Here is a 21361-nt window from a genome sequence, read left to right on the forward strand (position 1 = left end):
GGTTTTTTTAGTTCAATATCCTCAAATTAGTTTGTACCCAGCCACCTGTTAAGCAGTTTTATTGCTTTTTCCTGATCCTGCTCCGGAAAGTTTTTTATTCTGGTCGCATGGCTGCCTCCGGGTAAAACCATTTTTAAGGCATCAAGATTTGACTTTGGTGTTGGCGAACAAGATACCCATGTGTCATAACCTCCGTAAACATATAGTATTTTTGAACCGTTATTCTCGACATAATCCCTGACTTTTTTGATGTATTTAGGGTTGTATGGTATTTGTACATCTTTTGGCGCAAATCGATTGTTTGAAGTGCTTTTTACTGTTGTCAACAAATCTTTTACGGGTGTAAAATCAAAACCATAATAACCTAATTCACTCATGTGCTGATAATAAGATGGCAGCAGGTCGTAATAGTTTTTATCATCATAATAACCAATGCCTACAATTTTGTTCATATAATCAAATAGTACTTTTGGAGATGCTGTAGTAGTCGGAATATCTTCGCATTTGCCTCCCCATTGCCAGAAAGAAAAAGGAAATTCGAGTGTACCATATTCTAATGCTTCATCAAAAGATACTTCTGTAAAAGTCATTTTTTCCTTTTCGGCGTAAGCCTTAATTTCATTGATTAAACTTGCTCTGTTTTGCAGTAAAGTACGTTGAAATTCAATTATCTTTTTTCGGCATTCTGAAGTTCCTACAGTTGCCAGGTGCTGTTCTATTCTTGGATCCTCCTGTGTGTTTATTAAGGGTGCCACATAAGGAACTGCAACATCAATATCATTTGGATATTTAGATTTATAAATTAAGGTTGTTTCTCCGCCTTTGCTAATTCCTGTCGAAATCCATTTTCCGGTATACAATTGTTTCAGTTTTGTAACAATGTCATGATAATCGGCAATTGCCTGGTCATTGGTTAAATACTGCCATTGAATGGGATTAGGTCTGGATTTTCCGTAAAAACGGTATTCTACAATAACCTGATTGGCATGCAACAAGCTGCTCAATTCTGTTTTTTTGTATCGGGCAGCATAGCCTTCTGTTTCGATAATCATGGGCTTTTTAAAATCCAGATGCGATAAATAGATATAATGCTTAAAAGTCCCCTTTTTAGGATTATTATGATCCAGAGGTTCATTTAGAACTAATTGATAAGATTCTGTAAAATCTTCAAGGTCTTTCATTTTGGTAATTTCTGCGCCGGGAAATAATTGCGCTAATTTACTTTCCAGACTGGTTTTAATTGCTGTTTCAGTTTGGGCAAAACCCGTCAGAAATGTAAATGTCGCAGTCAGGACTAATGCAATGTGTTGTAATTTTTTCATTATTTTGATATTGTTTTTTTATAAAAATATGTTCTTAATGCTTAATCAATTTGTACTATATTAACCTTAACTTGTCTTATGTTATCTGGTTCTTGCTGAAATAGTGTTATGATAAAATAATCTTCTATTTTTAATAAAATTTCAATCAAATACATGGAACCTATTCAGCTTATTTCAGATAATTTCATTGAAGAAAAATGCAATTTCAATGAACTTATAGAAAGACTTCGCGAAGGATTTTCGACTTCGTCAATTCAAGTCCCTTTACGCCATCATCATGATTATCCTAATCCGGCAGAAAACAAAGATTCTACTTTGCTGTTAATGCCGGCTTTTCAATCCGGTAAAGATCTGGGGGTAAAAATCGTCACTGTTAGTCCTAACAATGGCAAATATGATCTGCCTTCTATACAAGGAACTTATATTTATCTTGATGGTCATAAAGGAAACATCAAGGCGATTCTTGATGCAAAATCGCTAACCGGAAAAAGAACCGCAGCAACATCTGCATTAGCCAGCAGTTACCTTTCACGAACTGACGCTTCTTCAATGCTAATGATAGGAACAGGAGCACTTGCCGTAAATCTGATTCAGGCGCATGCAAGTGTAAGACCTGTTAAAAGAGTATATGTTTGGGGAAGAACCTTAGAAAAGGCACAATTGGTGTGCAATGAACTTCGTAATTCGGTATTTAGCTGTACAGCAGTTTCAACTATAGAAGAAGTAATATCTGAAGTTGATATTATTTCATCGGCTACTTTATCACCTGTCCCGATTGTGTTTGGTAAATGGCTTAAACCCGGACAGCATTTAGATCTGGTTGGTGCTTATAAAAAAGATATGCGTGAGGCTGATGATGAAGCCATCTTAAAATCGGCAGTTTTTCTGGATACGTATCAGGGCGGATTAAAAGAAAGCGGTGATATTTTGATTCCGCTAACCAATGGAGTAATTACAAGAGAAGATATCAGGGCAGATTTATTTGAACTATGCAGCAATAAGAAAACCGGAAGAACATCTGATGAAGAAATCACCTTTTTTAAATCAGTAGGGCATGCCATAGAAGATCTTATAGCGGCAGGATATTTTTATGAGGAGTATAATTTAAAAAACAAAAATAATGTCTAAAACGTATCACAATATCTGCACTCATACTGACTATACAATTGGTGCCGATAGGGTCGCCATAAAAACAATTGATATGCACACCGGAGGAGAACCTCTGCGTGTGATCGTTTCAGGATTTCCGGAGCTTAAAGGAAATTCTATTTTAGAATACCGCAGGGATATTAAAGAAAACTACGATTATCTTAGAACTTCGCTGATCTTTGAACCCCGTGGTCATGCAGATATGTATGGTTGTATATTGCTTCCGCCAAACGATGATACTGCTGATTTTGGTATTCTTTTTATGCATAACGAAGGATACAGCAGTATGTGTGGTCATGCGATTATTGCCATAAGTACTTTGGCAGCAAAGATGAACTGGATAGCTGTAAAAGAAGGAGAGAATGAATTAAAGATTGATGCTCCGTGCGGCAGAATTTTATCTTATGTTACTGTTCAAAATGGCGAAGTGACAGGAGTAAGGTTCCATTGTGTACCGAGTTTTGTAGTGGGTTTAGATCGTGTGGTACAGGTTTCAGGTATAGGCGATATTGTTTATGATCTGGCTTATGGCGGAGCTTTTTATGCTTATGTTGATTTAAGAAAAAATAAACATTTGAATTTTGGATTAACCGAAGAAAATTATCGTACGATTATTCAGCATGGTGTTGCTATAAAACATGCTGTAATGGATCAGGATCAGGAAATTCTGCATCCGTTTGAAGAAGATCTGAGCTTTTTGTACGGAACTATTTTTATTGATGAGCCACAGGATATTGCTAATCACAGCAGAAATGTTTGTGTTTTTGCTGATGGAGAAGTAGATCGTTCTCCCACAGGTTCAGGAGTTTCGGGCAGAATTGCTATTGAAAAAGCCCGAAATGCCATAAATTTTAACGACTTTATTACAATAGAAAGTATAATAGGAAGTACTTTTACAGGTTCACTTGCAAAAGAAGAAGATTTTGGTTCTTTTAAAGCGGTAATTCCTCAGGTTGAAGGAACAGCTTATGTAACTGGAATAAATACGTTCATAATAGATCCAAATGATCCGCTAAAAGAAGGTTTTATCCTTAGATAATAAATCACATCAATAAAAAAAATATAAAAATGACAATTGGAATAGGAGGCTCAACTGCTGCCGTTGAGCTAGAAAAAATTAAAGATATGACGCTGGATGTAAAACCAATTCAGCCGGAAGAATATTCAGAACGATTAAAAAAGGCAACTGCTTTTATAAAAGAAAGTAAGTTTAAAGCATTGTATATTAATGCGGGCACAAATCTTTATTATTTTACGGGTACCAAATGGAATCCGTCTGAAAGAATGGTAGGTGCTTTGTTATATGATGACGGAACACTGGATTATATTGTACCAAAATTTGAAGAAGGTACTTTTAAAAAATACATGCAGTTAAACGGAAAAATCAATTGCTGGGAAGAGCATGAATCTCCTTATGTTTTAATGGGGGAATTATTAAAGAATAAGAATATTGTAAACGGTGAGATTGCTATAGACGAATCTGCGCCTTATTTTCTGGTTGATGGTGTGGTCAAAGCAAATCCATCATATACGATTGTAAATGCACTACCAGTTACGTCAGCCTGTCGTATGAAAAAATCAGTCAATGAAATTGCTATTATCCAGAGAGCAAAAGATATTACAATGGTGGTACAGCGTGTTGCCGCTAAAATATTAAGACCAGGAATTACCGCAGCCGAAGTGACAAAGTTTATACAGGAAGCTCATATAAAAGCAGGTATTGCCTCAGGTTCTTATTTTTGTATTGTTTTGTTTGCTGATGATACACAATATCCGCATGGTGTTTCTGTTCCTCAGGATTTAAAAGAAAACGGAGCTGTTATTATCGATACCGGCTGCAGACTTGAAGGATATCTTTCTGATATTACAAGATCTTATGCTTACGGGACTCCATCAGAAGACTATAAAAAGATTTGGAATCTGGAACAGGCAACTCAGTTTGCCGCTTTTGAAGCGGCTAAAATAGGAGCAACCTGTGGTTCTGTTGATGATGCTGCGAGAAAAACACTGGCAGAAGCAGGTTTGGGTTCAGATTATGAATTGCCTGGATTACCACACAGAGTAGGGCACGGAACAGGTCTGGATATTCATGAGTATCCATATTTGGTTAGAGGAAGCGAAATTGAACTTCGCGAAGGAATGGTTGTGAGTAATGAACCTATGATTTGTATTCCGGGGAAATTTGGTATTCGTCATGAAGATCATTTCTATATGACTGCTGATGGTCCAAAATGGTTTACAACGCCAATGGCAAGTGTGGAGAATCCTTTTGGATATTGATTTAAAAAGGTAAATTCATAAAATAAGAAAACCCGCTGTAAGAATATCTTTCAGCGGGTTTTTGCATTTGTAATAACTATTATAATCTTATTTCACTAACAATTTTTTACTTTGTTTAAAAGTACCATCTGTAAGGATTACATGGTAAATTCCTGTTGGTAAATTTCTAAATGTATATGTAGAGGTATTACGAACAGTATCGATTACGTCGCCGCTATTATTGTAAATAGTAAGTACGGCAGTGGCTATATTAACATTTTCGAAAGTAAAATTCACCACTTCTGTCGCAGGATTCGGGAACATAGAGAATGATTTTTTACCGGTTAGTATCTCATGAGCTTCCGGTCCGGAAAGTGAAGAGGTAAGGTTGATGTCCAGATAATTACTCCAGTCACTGGTTCCGGCAGTATTTACCGCTCTCACTCTAAATCTGTAAGCGGTTTCAGTGCCTTGTTTTGGAATCCATAAATAATATGTATTTGATGTTCCGGTTGTTGCCCATCCTGTTGCAGCTTTATACAATTGCACTTCGTAGCTTGTTGCATTGGTAACCTCTGTCCAGGAAGCATAGAACCCTGAAGAATAAACTCCTGAATTCCCAATGTTTGCAGGTGTTGCCAGAGTTACCGGATTTGGATTTGAATTTCCAAAAGTTACCGTGTAATCCTCAACTTCTCCATCGCCAATACTTCCGCAGGCAGATGCAGGGTTTGCATTGTATTTCATCACAATACGCATTCTGGTTGTTCCGGTTGCACTTGCTACTGTAAAATTGCCTGTAGCAGTTCCGTTTGCCGAAATTCCGTTGATTACTTTTTCAGAAGCTTCAAAAGTATTGTTTTTGTTGTAATCAATCCAGATACCCCATGTTTCAGTATAATTAGAACTGGCGAAACCAGGAGTCAGGCTAACAGATACACTTGTATTAGGAGTTAGGGTTATGTTTTTAGCTGTATAGTTTCCATAACCAGAAGCATCAGCTCCGGATGTACTTGTAAAAGATCCAATTACTACATCTTTAATATATTCGTAAGTATTTGTTCCCTGAGCAGTGCAATAAACAGATGTTGCTGTAATAACTGCTGTTGCTACATTCGAATAGTCAGAAGAAACAGCGTTGGCATTGGCTTTTACTCTGTAAGTATAAGTATTTCCGGCTGTTAGTCCTGTATTGGTATAGGTAACTACATTGGCTCCTAATGTTGCAATGCTGCTGTATATACCATCTGCAGAAGCTCTTTCTACTGTATATCCTGTTTCATTGGTTGCATTGTCTGTCCAGGTTAAAACAGCCTGTAGTGTAGCCGAATTGGCAGTAGCTACCAGATTTGTTGGAGCGGCAACTGTTGTTCCGCCTGTTGCTCCGGCAATGATTGGCTGATTAGGCTGTGTGTTGTAAGCATATTCTAAAACAGAATAACCATCTCCGCTAGCTGTTACTTTTACCTTAAACCATCCGTAGCAGGTTCTTCCACGGCTTGCATATTCAAAACCTACGTAAGCTGTCTGATTGTCCCAGGCAGTGTAAGTTGCTGTACGTAAATCTAACTGGTTTGGATATGCTCCGGGTGCTGTAAAATTACTTGTCGCCCCAATAGAAGTTCCGGCTGCGATTTTGGTAATATTTCTTGTACCGCTTTCTGTTACCAGTCTTTTGTCATAAGTTTCTATTTTTAAAGCATTTGCTGCATATTGCCATGCTCCGTATTCAGTGTTGTCTCCAATTCCCAAATTAAAATACTGCCATACAGCTGCTGCCGATACCGTATAATCAGGATTGTTTACATAAAAGATGCCGTATGGCGCATCGAATTTTATATTTATTGTTTTTGCAGGATTGTCTAATGTTGCGATTCCGCCTGTTATGGCAGCATCTTTAAAAGTTACAATTACGGCAGCATTGTTAGCAGGCAAATGCGAACTTGCTTTTCCGGTAAAAGTAAGTGCTGCTTTCGAATTGCTCTGAAGGGTAAGAACTGCTGTTAAACCTGCAGGAACACCTGTAATGGTATAATCTGTATTTGGAGTAAAAGTACCACTGCTTTTAGTAAAAGTGCCATTATTGGTTGATAATGAAATTACTGCATTTGAAGTGATTGCTCCATCATTAGTATCAGATTCATACAAAAGATCGGTAGAAACTACTACAGCAGTTTTTGGAGACATTCCGGTATAAATAGTTGCTCCGGGTTGTGTGTTGTAAGCATACTCGGTAATGCTGAAACCATCTCCGTTTGCATTCACCGTTACTTTAAACCAGCCATAACAAGTAAGTCCGTCAATAAGAAAATCAAAACCTACATATCCTGTTTTTCCATCCCAGTTTGTATAAGATGAGGTTCGTAAATCGAGTTGATTTGGATATGCTCCCGGAGCTGTAAAATTGCTTGTGGCACCTACAGGTGAATTTGCAGCAAGCAATGAGATGTTTCTCGTTCCTGTTTCACAAACTAATTTTTTGGCATAGGTTTCTATTTTTAATGCATTGGCAGCATAGCGCCATGCACCAAAAGCAGGATCATCTCCTTTGTCTATTTTAAAGGCTTTCCAGTTCACAGATGCCGAAGCGGTTGCGTCTGGCATATCAACAAAGTAAATTCCGTATGGATCTACAAATTTAAAGTCATAGTTTAAACTTGTACAAGTCAGGTTTGCAGTTCCACCGGTAAAAGCAGCAGGTAAAAATGTAATGGCTCCTTTTGTATTGTTGGTTGTAAGGTGGTTTGTTGCTTTTCCTGTCAGGGTGATTGTTAATTGCGAATTAGAATTAACGGTTAGTACAGGTGTAATCCCTGCGGGAAAAGTGTGGGTGAACTGTGTACCTGAAACCATTGTTCCGGAGGAGAGCGCAAATGTTTTGTCTGTTAAGGTAACTATCGATGCCGTGTCAAAAGCACCATCGTTAGAAACAGCTTCTTTAAATGAACTTGAATTTACAGTAAGTAAACCTCCTGTCGTATTTACTCCGGTAGCAATTAAATTACTTGCCTGCCAGAGTGATTTTCTTGCAGGATGTTCCAGTGCCGCAAGCATTCGGTCAATTTGCCCCTGAGTATACATTTTATAGCAACCCTGAGCGCCATTGTACCCCATATAATTTTCGTTGTTTACTCTGTCTCCGTTACAGTTGGTTCCCTGAGTACAGGCCAAAGTATGTTTACCGTCTTCGAGAGGCGTATCATCTACTTCATCAGTACCTGTACAGCCTCCTTCAAAAGTATGAATCAAATTCAGGAAATGTCCGAACTCATGAGTTAGTGTAGCCGAAAATTCTTTGCTGTAGGAGTTGTCATAAAGATAGGCTCCATTAAAAACAACTCTGGCCGTATTACTGGCAGTCATTCCCGAATCAGGATACCAGGCTACGCCAGAGTTGTTTAAAGTGCCGTCAGCATATAAGTCGTTTTGAATGTAAACATTCATGTATTTGGTGTTGTCCCAGGCATCGGCTGCAATCTGATCATCGTAACCGCCGCCATTTCCGTAACCATTTTTGGCAGGATGAAATACCACTCCTGAAGTACAGCCGCCATTTGGGTCGATTTTAGCCAGCTTAAATTCAATTTTTAAAGTACCTCTCCGGGCCTGAAAAAACGGATCAACGGTTTGAAAATCGGCATTCCGGCCGTTAAAATCGTCATTAAGTTGTTGAAGATGGTTTACAATTTTTTGATAGGTAATGGTTTTTCCACTTTGAATGTCACCATAAATGTGAAATACGACAGGAATAATGTAGGAGGTTTCGAGAGCCTTTCCTGTTTTTGATTTTCTTGATGCGCTGAAGTTTTTGCTAAATACATCAAAATCTTTTTTTTCTTTTAAAGCATGGGGATTTGCTTTATACATTTTTTCGTTCTCTTCGGTCGTCCGGCAGGGAAGTCCCTGGGCACTCACTTTTAGTACAAAGATGAATGCCAAAAATAGTAATAATTTTGTTTTCATAATTTTAGGTATTTGTTTAGTTGGAGCCAAAGGTATTTTTATCTCAAATTAAATAGTTATACTATTTTATTCTGTATTGATAGGAAATTATCTATAAATTAACTTTAAAATTATATTATGTGTTTTTATTTTGGTAATATTTTGATATTATAATAAGTCTGTTTTTTATGCGCAAGCCCACAGAATACGCCACTTCTAATTTTTTTGACGGCAAAAAAAAGACAGACACTTTATGAGTGTCTGTCTAAATTCAATGAGATATTAAAATGTTTACTAATTCAAATTAAAATTTATCCCAGAATAATTTTGTTGTCATTTTATCACCACCAATTGCTGTTGCAGCTGCATTGTAATTCTCTTTGTTTAAAGTAGCATCAAATAAAGAGTAAATGTTTCTAACCGGAACTTTACCTTCGGCTTCAGAAACAGCAGTTACAGGTGCTACCAGAACCGGATAATCTAATCTTCTGTATTCTGTCCAGCCTTCAAAACCACGGTTGTAATAAGCAATCCATAGCTGGTAGGCAATTTTTTGCTTGTCTGTTCCAGCAGCAGTTGCAAAAGCAACATCTGTTCTGGCTAAGTAAGTTTCTGTATCTGCACTTGAAACTCCCCAATAACTCATGCTGGAACGAATACCTTCTTCATAATACTGTGCCGCTGTACCGCCTACATTAAAACCTCTGTTGGCTGCATCTGCGAGTAAGAAGCTGGTTTCTGTATGATCAAAGATTACCCCCGGATTTGTTCTTTCTCTTAATTTTAATCCTACATTCGAAAAGTTTTTATAGGTAACCTGCTGTGCATAAGGTGCTCCTTTGTATTCGCCTGCAATTTTTGAAGCAGGATTAAAAAAGATATCACGTCTTGGATCTGATTTCCCGTTTAATTCATTTACAAAAAACGCTGTTGGCATAATTTGACTTTCATTAACGAGAGTGTTATACAAAGGGTTTTCGTCTACTGCTGTTTTGTAATATTGAAACAAAGCATTATCTCCATTACTGGCAATAATTCCTGAACTGTAAGCAGATTCTACCATGGCTTTTGCTTTAGCAGGATCAACATCGGCAAGGTGCATTCCTAATTTTAGCTTCACACTGTTTGCTAATTTTTTCCATTGTGCCACATTTCCTTTGTAGATTAGATCAGCTGATCCGAAACTGTCGTAATTACCATCCATATTTGCAATGGCAGCATCAAGACGATTGGCAAGATCTAAATAAACTGTTTTAGCATCATCATATTTTGGAGTTGGGTAATTTGTGATATCCAAAGCCTGTGAGTAAACGATATCTCCAAAAAGATCTACTAATGTTTGGTAAGCCATAACAATCTGAACTTCTAATACGGCTATTCTGTTTTTCTTTACAGCCGTTTCAACTGACCCGAGTGCCTGCTCATCAGTGATTTTCTTTTTTGCAATTACAAGATCTTCCAAAACATCTCTGTAAAGTATCACAGAGTGGGAGTTGCCTAAATTTCGTCTAACCTGATTGTAATTTACTTCATCTGTATAAGTAGAGGTTGTCCAGTATTGAGCATATCCTCTGAAATTATTATCATTAACTGATGCATTGGTCAGGAAATAAGCATAGTTTACCTGAGAACTTGTCATTAAACTTCCCGGAAGAGCAGTAGTATATGCTTTTGTGTTTTCGTTTAATTTGTCGATGTCTTCACAGGAAACTACAGAAATTAATAGTGTTCCGGCAAGGAGTATAGTTTTGAATTTTTTCATTTTGTTTGTTTTTAGAATTGAACTTTGATATTAAAGTTGTACTCTTTTGTTGTAGGTAATACTCCTGTCTGGAAACCCTGAAGGTTACCTGATGATGATCCTGCTTCCGGATCTGCATATGGAAGATTCTTGCTAATAATCCATAAGTTGCTTCCGTTTAATGTGAAGATCATGCTATTGATAAATGTATTAGCTAAAAGTTTTGATGGAAATTTATAGCTCAAACCTACTTCGCGCAGTTTTACGTATGATGCGTCATATACATAAGTTTCCTGAGGCATAGAATTGTATGTATTATAATCTGCAGGAATCACTGTAGTATTGCGTGTTCCGTCAGCTTTTACACCATCCAGAATGATTCCTCCACCATCTGCGATTGAATTTCTTACCGGATTTCCTAAATGGTTTGTTCCTACTGTACTTTGATAAATACCTGTTGTATTACCATATTGCTGGTCTAAAGAGTAAACGTCACCACCTTTTTTGATGTCAATTAAAAAGTTAAACGATAAATCTTTGTAACGAAAAACGTTATTAATACCGCCTGTCCAGTCCGGATTGATGTCTCCAATTGTTGCTCCGGCAACCACTTCATATCTTCCGTTGCTTTTTACAACTCTTTCACCATTTAGATACTGATAACCTCTTCCAATAAGCTGACCAATTGGTTTTCCTACTTCTGCAATATACCCTACACCCTGAAATGATCCAATAGAAAGTCTGTCGGCACCATTAAGATCAATTACTTTGTTTTTATTGGTTGCCCAGTTAATTTTTGTTTCCCATGAAAAATCCTGTGTTTTAATTGGAACAATGTTTAATACCACCTCAAATCCTTTGTTTTCAACGTTTCCGCCATTGATCCATGATCTGCTGTAACCAGTTTGTACAGGTGTTTCGATAGACAAAATCTGGTTAGTGGTATTGCTTTTATAGTAGGAGAAATCTAATCCTACTCTGTTTTTAAGGAATTTAAGCTCAATACCCGCTTCAAAACCTTTTGTAAGCTCACTTTTTAAATTAGAATTACTTTTGTTGTTTTCGTTAGAAAAACGAATTCCGTCAGGACCAAAATTGCTGTTTTTATTAAATGTAGATTCGATTACAGCAAACTCTGCATCATTACCTGTATCAGCATAATTTACACGCAGTTTTCCAAATGAGAGCCAATCGGCTTTTAGGTCACTACTAAAGATGTAAGTTCCGGTAATAGACGGATATGTATAGGTGTTGTTCTTTTTAGGAAGGGTAGAAGACTGGTCTACTCTGTAAGATCCTTCAAGGAAAAACTTTTCTTTGTAATTTAAAGTTGCATTAGCATAAACACTGTTAGTTCCAATAGTTTCTACATATTCTGAAGGATAGTTTATAGGCGCTATAGTGTTGCTCAGCATATATTTACCTGGCACAATTAAACCGCCATTTGTGGCAGAATATGTTATGTTTTTACCAGAACGTCTTGAGTTTGCTCCCAATAATCCGTTGAATTTCAGGTCTTCTGTAATATCTGTTTTAAAGTTTAACATTAAATCAAGGTTGATTTCTCTAAATGTTTTATCATATCTTGAATACTGTCCTAACATATTGGATGTTCTTTTTGAACCTACTGCAATACGCTCTTCCTGTAATTGTGTATAGTAGTCTACAGATCCTTTTCCTACGATATTTAACCAGCTTGCTACATCTGTACTTAAAGCAAAATTTCCAAAGAAACGATCTCTGTTTAAAGAGTTGTAATTGTTGTAACGCTGAAAGTATGGGTTGTCATGAAACTGAACTGTTAAGTCTGTTGGTCCTGCAACGCTCCAGGTTGTATTTTTCCCTGTTAAGTTATACGCATCTTCCAAATCCTGAAAATCGGCACTCATATTATACCATTGTCTTACACTGCTGAGGTAGTTGTTTCCACCATCACCATATCCGGTTTCGTTCATTCCTTTAGCGTATGCTTTCAGGTAGTTTGCAGAAGCAGAAACTTTTGTTTTCGGGCTCAGTTTGTAACTGGCAGAAAAGTTAAAGTTGTCTTTTTTATTACTGCTGTTAGGAAGGATTCCCTGTTCCTGATTGTAATTGGTATAACCAAATCTAAAATCACCATTTTCATTTGATGCAGAAGCCGTAATATTGTTGGTATATGTAAGGCTTTTTTGGTAGAAACTATTTGGATTCTTTTTTACCGGAGTCCAAGGTTTTGCAATACCGTATGAAGGTAATTCCGGATAGAATGAGCTCCAGTTGTAAACCAATAAATTAGGATCGTATCTTGGTCCCCATGAGGCATCATCTGTTGCTGCATAAGGATGTACACCACTGCCTAAATCTACAGTGCCATAAAAATCGCCATAACCACTTCCGTATTCATTTTGGTATTGCGGTAATGTTTTTTTGTCAGCCACTCCAACGCTTATTCCACTGGTAAAAGTAATGCCTAATCCGCTTTTAGATTTGGTTCCTTTTTTAAGCGTAACCAGAATTACACCGTTTGCAGCTCTTGATCCATAAAGGGCAGATGCAGCAGCACCTTTTAAAACGTTGATCGATTCGATATCGTCCGGGTTTATGTCTGATGCAGCATTTCCGTAATCGTATCCTCCTGTGTTTCCACCACTTTTCTGATCTGCAGTATTGGTATTGTCATTGTTTAACGGTACTCCGTCTACAACCCATAATGCCTGGTTGTTTCCTGTTAAAGATGATGATCCGCGTATGATTACGTTTGTAGATCCGCCAATGTTATTATTTCTTCTAATATTAACACCTGCTACTTTACCTGAAATTGAGTTTGCGACATTTCCGGTATTCACCTTGGTTAAATCTTCACCTTTTACTTCCTGAGTAGCATAACCAAGAGATTTTTTCTCTCTTTTTACACCTAATGCAGTTACTACAATTTCCTGAAGTGCTGTTGATCCTGCCGACATTTTAATCTGAAGCTTAGTAGAAGAAGCAGCCACTTCCTGAGGTTTCATCCCGATATAGCTAAGTACCAAAAATTGATTGGGAGCTGCATTGATAGAGAAAGCCCCGTCAAAATCTGTTTGTGTTCCTGTTTTGGATCCTTTAATTAATACACTCACGCCCGGTAACGGGATTCCTGCGTCATCGGTAACAATTCCTGTAACTATTCTTTCCTGAGCAAAGATTAGTTGTGCTGCAAATACAAAAAAGAGTATTGCAAATTTTCTAAAATAAACGTTAATTCTCATATTTTGGTTTTATGATTAATAACTGCAAATATTTTGCATTTATGGTTTTTTTTATGCCAATATATTATCATAAAATCAGATTATATTATCTTGTTTTGTGTATTGTTTATTGTATAAGTTTGAGTTTATAAGTTTTTATTTATCTTAATGATTTGTAGGATTTTAGAGTGTATTACTTCATGTGAATTAATAAATGTAAATCAAGGTCTTAAAATGAATTTAAACTAACTTATTTGCAATCAGTTTTTTGTATAAAAAAGCATGTTGGAATTTTTATGATTTTACATTTTTATGTGTGATTTTATGTCTTTGTTTTTTAGATTTTGAGATAAAAAAAACAGCTACAAAATTGCTCTTGTAGCTGTTCATTTTTGTTATGAAATAAGTTGAATTCCGGATTATTTATGCTGCATTAATTTTTCTATATCTTCAATTTCTATAGGTAATGCCTCAGAAAGATTTCTGTTTCCGTCTTCGGTAATCAGATAATCGTTTTCGAGTCGGCAGCCAATTCCTTCTTCCGGTATATAAATTCCCGGTTCGCAGGTAAGCACCATTCCTTTTTCGAGAGGACGTGAATACAATCCTACATCGTGAACATCAAGCCCTAAATGATGTGCTGTACCGTGCATAAAATATTTTTTATACGCAGGATAATCAGGATCCTGACTGGCAATTGCTTCGGGAGTCAGTAATTTTAGTTTGATTAATTCCTGTTCGATCAAACCAGCCATTTGCTTTTCATAATCACTATGATGTACTCCGGGTTTTAATAATTTAGAACCTTCTTTTAAACAATGTAAAACAGATGCATATACTTCCCGCTGACGGGCTGAAAAAGTTCCGTTTACAGGAACACATCTTGTTGTATCAGAGTTGTAATTGGCATAACAAACTCCAAAATCAACCAAAATCATATCGTTTTCGTTACAAATCGCATCATTAGTATTGTAGTGTAAGGCACAGGCATTTTTACCGGATGCTATAATAGGCCTGAATGCATGACGCGAAGCTCCGTTTTTTACAACTTCATAAATTAATTCAGCTTCCAATTCAAACTCTTTGATGTTTGGTTTTACTGCTTTCAGAAGTCTTTCGAAACCTTTTATGCTAATGGCTGTCGCTTTTTCTATCAAAGCGATCTCTTCTTCAGATTTTACAGGTCTTAGTTCCCGTGTTATTTTGGCTGCTCTCTCGTATTTATGCAATGGATATTTTTCTTTACACCATTGAATCATACGATCCTGACGTGTTATCATTTCATTTGTTACCCTTTTAATATGCTCGTTGTGACCTAAATAAAGTGTATCGGCTTCAAAGGCAAAAAGCTGTAATGTCTTTTCGAATTCATGAGTCCATTTGATGTTTTTTATCCCCGAAATTGCTCTGGCTTCTTCTTTAGTTAAAAAATCTCCATCCCAAAGTTTAGTGTGCTCATTTACTTCTTTTATAAATAATATAATCTGATTTTCCTCTTTGTAAGCATTTGGAAAAAGCACTAAAATAGTCTCATCCTGATTAATTCCTGACAAATAGAATAAATCATTGTTCTGGGCAAATCCCATTACATCATCTGCATTGTTAGGCATTACATCATTAGAAACTAAAATGGCAATGCTGTTTGAATCCATTTTTTCAGAAAAACGTTTTCTGTTTTCGATGAATAAAGACGAGGGTATCGATTCGTATCTCATAAATTTAAAATTGAAACATTTCGGTATTAACAGAAGTAGTTTTCTCAGCAATAATTTCTGAAACCAGCTTACCTGTTGCCGGCGCTAAACTTAATCCCATCATGGCGTGTCCGGTTGCCAAAGTTAAGTTTTTTATTTTTTTGTCTCTGGCAATTATTGGCATTCCGGATGGAGTGCAGGGTCTGAAACCAAACCAGGTTTCTTTTTCTTTTGGCATTTCGATTTTTAGGTCCGGATAAAAACTGTTAATACTGTTTACGATTCCCTGTACTCTGTTAGCATTAATCTGAGTGTCGTTTGTATGGGTTATTTCCATAGTACCGCCAAAACGAATATCAGTATTCATAGGGGTAACTGCTACTTTTCCTTCACATAAAATAGCCGGAACAGAGGGTTTTTGTTTTACATCCTGTAAAGTAAAACTATATCCTTTTCCCGGTAAAATTGAAATAGAACAATTTAGTTTTTTTGCAATAGCAGGACTCCATGATCCGGTTGCCAAAACTACTTCGTCAGTTTCAAAACACCCAACATCTGTAATTACATCCGTAATTACCTGACCTTGTTGGGCGAAATCCTGTACCAGGGTACGATTATGAATTTTTACATTCAACCTGTTTAATTCTGCTTTGATAAATTGCATGAATTTTTGAGGATAAAGATGCGCATCGCTTTTATAATGCACACCGCCAATAACATCTGTACGGGTTCCGGTTTCCAGTTTTGTAACTTCATCTTTTGACAAAAAATCGACTTCTAATCCAAAAGACTCTGCCAGTTTTCCTTCATGGTAGATTTCCTCGGCTGTTTTGTCGGTTTTATAAAGCATTAAAAGTCCTTTCTTCTCATAAAAGAAGGCATTGTTTTCTTTAATAAAATCCTGATATAATTCTTTACTAAAAAGGGATAAGTTACAAAGTGCCGGCATGGCTTTTTCGACATGCTGTTTGTTGGCGTGTTTGTAAAATTGCAATCCCCATTTTGCTAAATCGGCGCTCAGTCTTGGTTTAACATAAAACGGACTCTGGCTGTCAAACATCCATTTTATTCCTTGCGCAATCATGCCGGGCTGCGCTAAAGGAATAATATGCGACGGAACTATCATTCCGGCATTGCCGTAAGAACAACCATCTGTCATATCCGATTTATCGAAAACAGCTACTTCATAACCTTCTTTTGCCAGATAATATGCTGAACATAGTCCTATTATTCCTCCTCCAATAATACTTACTTTTTTCATTATAATTATAAATTTAAAAATCACCGGCTAGAATAAAATTCCTGTAATGCCAGTGATTTATTTTGAGATTATGTTTTTATTATATTACCTGAAAACCAAATGCGTACGGATCATCATCTTCATCAATAATGATATTATTGTAGCCATATACTTTTGCCCATCCCTGAATGCTTGGTACGATGGCTTTGATGTTTCCAATTGTGGTTTCTTCTTCAACTTTTCCTATAAACTTGCTGCCAATAAAACTTTCGTGAACAAAATTTTCTCCTTTTTTTAGTTTGCCTTTTGCATGCAGTTGTGCTAATCGGGCAGAAGTACCTGTTCCGCAAGGGGAACGGTCAATGGCTTTGTCTCCGTAAAAAACGGCATTTCGTCCTGATGATGCAGGATCGAGTGAATCTCCTGTCCAAAGCATATGACTTACATCTCTGATCGTGCTGTTTTCAGGATGGATAAACATATCAGGATATTTTGCATTAATGCGTTTGCGAACTTCCTGACTGTACTGAACAATTTTGGCAGCTGTAAAATCCTGTATTCCCGAAAAGTTAGGCTGCGGATCTACTATAGCATAATAATTTCCGCCATAAGCGACATCAAAAGTTATTTCTCCCAGTTCCGGACATTCAATAGTAAGTCCTTCTGCAGCAAGATATGATTTGACATTCGTTAAACGAACCCAATCTACTTTTTTCCCTGTTTGCTGGTATTCTATCTGAACCAGACCAGCGGGCGCCTCCATTCTTATTTTACCGGGTACTTTTGGCATAACCAGCCCTTCCTCAACAGCTATGGTTATGGTTCCAATAGTTCCGTGACCGCACATAGGCAAACAACCTGATGTTTCGATAAATAAAATACCAAAATCATTATCAGGATTACTAGGCGGATAAAGAATACTGCCGCTCATCATATCGTGACCTCTTGGTTCGAACATTAATCCTTTGCGAATCCAGTCATATTCTTTTAAAAAATGCTGACGTTTTTCGCTCATATTGTTACCAACCAAATTTGGTCCGCCACCGGCAACCACCCTCACAGGGTTACCACAAGTGTGTGCATCGACACAAAAAAAAGTTTTTCTTGGCATAAATTATATAGGTTTGTTTGTTATTATATCATTAACGGTTCTGTTTATGTTTAAAGGATTTTTATTCTGAAGTGCTTCCGGCAACAACTCGTCAGGCCAGTTTTGATAGCTAAAAGGTCTTACCCAGCGCTTTACGGCATGGATACCAACGGCTGTAAATCTGGAATCGGATGAAGAAGGATAAGGGCCGCCATGCAGCATTGAAGCACAAACTTCGACGCCTGTAGGAACCCCATTAAAAATGAGTCTTCCCACTCTGTTTTGTAAAGCATTAATAACCGAATTATATTTTGAAATTTCGTCTGGCTCTGCTAGGATAGTTCCAGTAAGTTGTCCGTCTAATTTATTAATAATTGTGGTAAGTTCATCTATATTTTCGCATTGAACGATGATAGAAAACGGACCAAAAACTTCGTGACTAAGGATTTTATTTTCTAAAAATGTTTTGCCTTCAACACTTAATAGGATCTGTGGTGCAAAGTTAGGAGCGGTTTCTTCCTTGTATTCAGCAATTGTTGTGACTCCGTTTTGAGACCTGATTTTTTCTCTTCCGTTATTAAAATCTGCTTTAATAGATGGGTGCAGCATACAGGATGGTGTTATTTTTTCAATTTGCTCAGCCAATTCTTTTAAAAACTGATCCAGATTTTTTCCTTTCATGCCCAAAAGTAATCCCGGATTAGTACAAAATTGCCCCGTTCCTAAGGTGATTGAACCTGCATAAGCTGCAGCCCATTTTTTGCTGTTTTTTTCGATTGCTTCCGGTAGAATCACTACGGGATTAATGCTTCCCATTTCGGCAAATACCGGAATAGGTTCAGGACGTTGCGCCGCAAGATCAAATAAAGCACGGCCTCCGTTAATACTTCCTGTAAATCCAACTGCTTTTACAAGCGGATGTTTGACTAAAGCTGCTCCAAGTGTTACACCTCCGCCAATTAAATTAGAAAAAACACCTTCGGGCATATTGTGTTTTTTGGCAGCACTAATTATAGCTGATGCTACCATTTCGCCTGTTCCAATATGCATAGAATGGCTTTTTACAATAACAGGACATCCGGCAGCCAAAGCTGAAGCAGTATCTCCTCCTGCTGTAGAAAAAGCAAACGGAAAGTTACTGGATCCAAAAACGACTACAGGTCCCAGCGGAACCAGCATTTTTCTTAAATCTTCTTTTGGAAGCGGTGCTCTGTCAGGAATTGCAGTGTCGATTGTGGCTTCGACCCAGCTTCCTTCTAAAAGCATGTTTGCGAATGAGCGTAATTGAAAAATAGTTCGGCCTCTTTCTGATTCTGCACGGCCTCTTAAGAAACCGGATTCAGTACAGTATATTTCTAATAAAGCATCACCTAAAGCTAAGATCTCATCAGCAATAGCATTCAAAAAAGCTGCTTTTCTTTCTGCCGGAAAGTCTTTATAAATTTTGAATGCATCATGCGCCAGATGTACTGCTTGTTCAATCTCTTCTGCAGATGCTTCAGTAAATGTCCAGGGATTTTCAATATTCAACTGTGGGTCTATTGTTTTATAGGTTTTAGTCCCACTTGCCAAAAGCTGGCTTCCGACATAATTTTTTCCTGTAATCATTTTTTATATTTTAAAATTAAAGTCATCCGGATTCCTAAAAGTTTGTTTTTGTGTGCTGGTTATTATCTGAATAACCAGCCCAAAAACAAAAAACTAAAATAACCAGATAAAGCTTTCTAAAAAAAAAGTAAATCTCTTGTTGATGTATAGTTTAAAGCACTATAGACTTATAGTCAGGAAGCACAGGTCTTGTACGCAATCCTTCGGCAATAATTGCCAGAACCCTTTCTCTTTCTGCTCCCTGAAGCGGAAGTCTTGGTGCTCTCACATGCTCGGTTCCTAATTTTGTTGCTGTTTCAGCCAGTTTTATATTTTGTACTAATAATGAATTAATATCTAATTCAAGAAGTGGAAGGAACCATCTGTAAATATCTAAAGCTTCCTGAGCTCTTCCGGCTTTTGCCAGTTTATAAATAGCAACAGTTTCTGCCGGGAAAGCATCTACTAAACCTGATACCCATCCGTCAGATCCCATAAAAAGACTTTCTAATGCCAGTGTATCAACACCTGATAATATTTTTAGTCTGTCTTTGAAACGATTGATCATTCGGGTTACATTAGAAATATCTCTTGTAGATTCTTTTACTGCCTGAATATTGTCGAATTTCAAAATCTCTTCGAACATATCTAAAGTTACTTCTATTTTATAATCTATCGGATTGTTGTAGATCATAATAGGAAGTGATGTATTTTTTGCAACTTCAGAAAAGTAAGTAACAGTTTCATGGCTTGCAGCATTGTAACGCATAGGAGGTAAAAGCATCAATCCTTTTGCTCCGTTTTGCTCTGCTTCGTTAGCAGCAAGAATTGCCGCTCTTGTAGTTTGCTCGGCTATATTCATAATTACCGGAACTTGTCCGTTAACCATTTTGATGGTTTCCTGAATTAATTCTTTTTTTTCGTCCTGTAATAATGTGCTTGCTTCACCAAGCGTTCCTCCTAAAATTATTCCGGATACACCTGCTTCTAACTGTGCTTTTATGTTTACTTCAAACATGTTGAAGTCTAATTTGTCATCGGCAGTAAATTTTGTCGTTACTGCTGGCATAACGCCTTTCCATTGAATACTCATAATTACTATTTTAATTTTTTCAAAAGTATTTATAACCCACAGATATGTAATTAGGGATGTTATCACAAAAAGATACTATATTATCCTTTTTAGTCTTAATTTTTAAAATAATCACTTAATATCTGTGTATTTTTTTATATTTATAGCATGTAATTGTATTAATTATGAAAGTATTTCCATTTAAAATTCCGAAAACAAAAGAAGATTCATTAATTTATCAGGAAGATATTGAGTTTGTTTTTTATGATAAATTACACCAACACGAAGAGATACAAATAAGCTATATCGAGAATGGAGAAGGGACCATTTTTGTTGGTGATACTATTTCTCCTTATCAAAAAGGAGATGTTGTCGTTATAGGAGGTAATTTGCCTCATGTGTTTAGGAGCGATCATAATACAGGCGAATTGTCTGTTATGCTCACGCTTTTCTTTACACCAAATTCGTTTGGTAAAGATTTCTTTTCATTGCCTGCCTTAAAAGAGATTCAGCCTTTTTGGGAAAGCAGTAAAAATGGGTTTGTAGTGAACAATCCATCTAAAAGAGTCATTAAATCATTTAAGAAAATTAAATCGGCAAATGAATTTAATCGTTTCCTTCTTTTTCTTGAAATCACTAAAAAACTGTCGCAGGGAAAAAAGAAACCGCTTTCAAGTTATATCTATGATAAAAAGATTACTGATAATGAAGGTAAAAGAATGCAAACGGTTTTTGAATATGTGATGACCAATTTTCAAAAGAATATTACGCTTGATGAAATTGCAGAACTGTCTAATATGACTAAGAATGCTTTTTGCAAATATTTTAAAATCAGGACTAATAAGACTTTTTTTCAGTTTTTGATTGAGATCAGAATCGAAAGAGCAGCAAAGTTATTATCGAAGTCGCAGGAGCTTTCGGTTTTGGAAGTTTCAGAATTATGCGGGTTTAATAATATTTCCAATTTCAACAGAAAGTTTAAGGAAATTAAAGGTATGTCTCCTTTGGTTTATAGAAAGTCGCAAAAGCTGAAATGGAAACAGAAAGCATAATCAGCGA

Annotated in this window: 13 protein-coding genes; 4 read left to right on the forward strand and 9 right to left on the reverse strand. The window is 36.7% G+C overall.

Annotated elements, in window-relative coordinates:
- Window positions 1-26 precede the first annotated feature (26 nt).
- Window positions 27-1322 (reverse strand): S28 family serine protease, encoded by a 1296-nt coding sequence (locus A4F88_RS00420; protein WP_068840573.1) that lies wholly within the window; start codon window positions 1320-1322, stop codon window positions 27-29.
- A gap of 153 nt (window positions 1323-1475) precedes the next feature.
- Between A4F88_RS00420 and lhpI the strand changes: the two genes are divergently transcribed.
- From lhpI to A4F88_RS00435, 3 genes are read left to right on the forward strand one after another with little or no spacing between them, the layout of a single operon-like run.
- The gene (gene lhpI / locus A4F88_RS00425) at window positions 1476-2450 is read left to right on the forward strand and encodes a bifunctional Delta(1)-pyrroline-2-carboxylate/Delta(1)-piperideine-2-carboxylate reductase (protein WP_068840574.1); all 975 of its coding nucleotides are present in this window, start codon (window positions 1476-1478) and stop codon (window positions 2448-2450) included.
- Entirely contained in the window at window positions 2443-3510 is a 1068-nt protein-coding gene (locus A4F88_RS00430; protein WP_068840575.1) for a proline racemase family protein, read from the forward strand. The genes lhpI and A4F88_RS00430 overlap by 8 nt, the downstream gene beginning before the upstream one ends.
- A 29-nt stretch (window positions 3511-3539) precedes the next feature.
- Window positions 3540-4751: a M24 family metallopeptidase gene (locus A4F88_RS00435; protein ID WP_068840576.1), complete on the forward strand. Its 1212-nt coding sequence runs from the start codon at window positions 3540-3542 to the stop codon at window positions 4749-4751.
- 87 nt (window positions 4752-4838) lie between these two features.
- Here the strand turns inward: A4F88_RS00435 and A4F88_RS00440 are convergent, their stop codons facing one another.
- From A4F88_RS00440 to A4F88_RS00475, 8 genes are all read right to left on the reverse strand, one after another.
- Window positions 4839-8693 (reverse strand): M43 family zinc metalloprotease, encoded by a 3855-nt coding sequence (locus tag A4F88_RS00440; protein WP_068840577.1) that lies wholly within the window; start codon window positions 8691-8693, stop codon window positions 4839-4841.
- Between the two features lie 283 nt (window positions 8694-8976).
- Entirely contained in the window at window positions 8977-10434 is a 1458-nt protein-coding gene (locus A4F88_RS00445; protein ID WP_068840578.1) for a SusD/RagB family nutrient-binding outer membrane lipoprotein, read from the reverse strand.
- Window positions 10435-10445: 11 nt separating this feature from the next.
- Complete coding sequence (locus A4F88_RS00450) at window positions 10446-13640, reverse strand: SusC/RagA family TonB-linked outer membrane protein (protein WP_068840579.1); 3195 nt, start codon at window positions 13638-13640, stop codon at window positions 10446-10448.
- A 398-nt stretch (window positions 13641-14038) separates the two neighbouring features.
- Window positions 14039-15334 (reverse strand): aminopeptidase P family protein, encoded by a 1296-nt coding sequence (locus tag A4F88_RS00455; protein WP_068840580.1) that lies wholly within the window; start codon window positions 15332-15334, stop codon window positions 14039-14041.
- Window positions 15335-15338: 4 nt separating this feature from the next.
- Window positions 15339-16574 carry an NAD(P)/FAD-dependent oxidoreductase gene (locus A4F88_RS00460; RefSeq protein ID WP_068840581.1) on the reverse strand — a complete coding sequence of 412 codons (1236 nt, stop codon included), beginning with the start codon at window positions 16572-16574 and terminating at the stop codon, window positions 15339-15341.
- 79 nt (window positions 16575-16653) lie between these two features.
- The gene (locus tag A4F88_RS00465; RefSeq protein ID WP_068840582.1) at window positions 16654-17664 is read right to left on the reverse strand and encodes a 4-hydroxyproline epimerase; all 1011 of its coding nucleotides are present in this window, start codon (window positions 17662-17664) and stop codon (window positions 16654-16656) included.
- 3 nt (window positions 17665-17667) lie between these two features.
- Window positions 17668-19251 (reverse strand): aldehyde dehydrogenase (NADP(+)), encoded by a 1584-nt coding sequence (locus A4F88_RS00470; RefSeq protein WP_068840583.1) that lies wholly within the window; start codon window positions 19249-19251, stop codon window positions 17668-17670.
- A gap of 151 nt (window positions 19252-19402) precedes the next feature.
- Window positions 19403-20323 (reverse strand): dihydrodipicolinate synthase family protein, encoded by a 921-nt coding sequence (locus A4F88_RS00475; RefSeq protein ID WP_068840584.1) that lies wholly within the window; start codon window positions 20321-20323, stop codon window positions 19403-19405.
- 164 nt (window positions 20324-20487) lie between these two features.
- On the opposite strand from A4F88_RS00475, the gene A4F88_RS00480 reads away from it, so the two are divergent.
- A complete protein-coding gene (locus A4F88_RS00480) occupies window positions 20488-21354 on the forward strand; it encodes an AraC family transcriptional regulator (RefSeq protein ID WP_068840585.1) in 867 nt (288 codons plus the stop codon).
- The last annotated feature ends 7 nt before the right edge of the window (window positions 21355-21361 follow it).

The organism is Flavobacterium chilense, from assembly GCF_001602525.1.
GTDB classification, from domain to species: domain Bacteria; phylum Bacteroidota; class Bacteroidia; order Flavobacteriales; family Flavobacteriaceae; genus Flavobacterium; species Flavobacterium chilense.